The organism is Lutibacter sp., assembly GCF_041596795.1.
In the GTDB taxonomy this organism is placed as follows: Bacteria; Bacteroidota; Bacteroidia; order Flavobacteriales; family Flavobacteriaceae; genus Lutibacter.
On sequence record NZ_JBFHHX010000276.1, the window covers coordinates 1 to 1,705 of the forward strand.

Annotated in this window: 2 protein-coding genes and 2 pseudogenes; 1 reads left to right on the plus strand and 3 read right to left on the minus strand. The window is 27.2% G+C overall.

The window, feature by feature from the left end; all coding sequences use genetic code 11:
• Positions 1-229: pseudogene (gene prfC / locus ABY298_RS16240) on the plus strand (peptide chain release factor 3); the annotation flags it as partial.
• A 147-nt stretch (positions 230-376) separates the two neighbouring features.
• Here prfC and ABY298_RS16245 read toward each other — a convergent pair.
• From ABY298_RS16245 to ABY298_RS16255, 3 genes and pseudogenes are all read right to left on the minus strand, one after another.
• Positions 377-778, minus strand: a complete 402-nt coding sequence (locus tag ABY298_RS16245; RefSeq protein ID WP_372747084.1) for an ACT domain-containing protein — start codon at positions 776-778, stop codon at positions 377-379.
• Positions 779-873: 95 nt separating this feature from the next.
• Positions 874-1,413, minus strand: a complete 540-nt coding sequence (locus tag ABY298_RS16250; RefSeq protein WP_372747085.1) for a hypothetical protein — start codon at positions 1,411-1,413, stop codon at positions 874-876.
• Positions 1,414-1,474: 61 nt separating this feature from the next.
• A pseudogene (locus tag ABY298_RS16255) lies at positions 1,475-1,705 on the minus strand (hypothetical protein); the annotation flags it as partial.

Here is a 1,705-nt window from a genome sequence, read left to right on the forward strand (position 1 = left end):
ATATGGCGCAAAATGTAGTTACGAAAACTTACAAGTTCATAAAGCTTGCTGGGTCCAAGCCGAAAATCCAAAAAGTGAAGAATTTAAAGAATTTAAACGTGTAAAACAACGTTATTTAGCTACTGATAAGCAAGGACAACTTGTGTTTTTAGCAGATTCTGCTTTTTCTATTGAAATGACAAAACAAAAATATCCAAACGTTAAGTTGCACTTTACAAGTGAGTTTTAAGTTTCTAAAATATTAATGTAGTTGGCTATACACCAAATTTCAATAAATAATTACACTATTATAAAACCTTTAAATCCCGATAGTTATCGGGATTTTTAATTGTAAAAAACCATGTTAATAATTTTGTAAAGTATAGGTAGTGCTTTTTTATTGATTATTTTCGGATAACTTTGTTAAAACTTTAATTGCTTTTTCCGAATCTAATTTATGAACAAAAATATGGTCATGATAATATCCGGCAATTACATTACAACTAATATTGTTTTTAGCTAATTCCGTTGAAAATATAGCTGTTAAACCAACCGCATCTAATGATGAATGAACCATTAGCGTTATCCAAGAAGCAATATATTCATAACTCAAATTAAGTTCATCTGCTCTTCCTTTTTCAATAACAATAGTTGTTCCTTCCTTTTCTTTAAATTCACAAATAGTATCTTTTCTATCAATATTACTGATATCTTTTACGGTAGAAAAAACATATTCACCATCGTTCAGTTTTGGTGTCATTCTTTTTAATAATTCCGATAGATTTGTATCTCCTGCCATTTAATGTTTACCTGTTTTTTATTAGGTTTAAATACAATTAATTTTGTAAGCTTTAAGCAAGCTATTAATTAAACTCTAAATTACTCCTATTTTAACTATTTTATTAATATTTTGTTTAGCTCATCTTCAAATGCCAAATCTTTAAATTCTATTTGTTTAGCACCATCAATTAACATCTTTACTATTGAATCCTTTTTTGTATAATTTGCACCAAAGCAATCAATATCATTCTCATTAAGTACTATTGCCGAACAATAAATTATTTTACTCTTTTGATAAACTCCATTTATCTCAACTAAACTATAATCTAAATCTTCTCCGCTTACTGCTATTGTATATAACTCATTTGACCCATCAAATAGCTTTAAATCACTCCATACAAGAAAAGGATATTTTCTATCAACAGATATGGAATTATTCCATTTACCATATTTTTGAAAAAGGAATTTTTGCAAATCATTTGAGTCGTAATACGGACAGAATTTTAACTCATTAAAACTAATTGAATCTTTTCCATTAAGGAACAAATTAACTTTAGAGTTCGTTTCGTAACTATTAAATCTATTATCTTTATTTATTTGCTTAACAGAACAACTAGATACTATTATAAATAGTAAAATGTAAATCTTTTTCATATTACTAAACTAAAGGTTTTTAAATTTTGTATAACAAGTTGGTACAATTTTATAGCCAATTTTAATTTTTTTTATCCCAGTAATCAACACATTTTTCTTGTTCCGCAATTTTAAGAACAGAAAAACCTAATTCAATTGCTTTACTAAAATCTTCACAACCTTGCTCCTTTTCTCCCAATTCGTAACGAGCTAACCCACGAAGAAAAAAAGCATTTTTATTGTTAGAATCAATAGCTATTGCCTTATTACAATCAGATACAACTCCACTTAAATCATTTGGAAATCTTGTTCC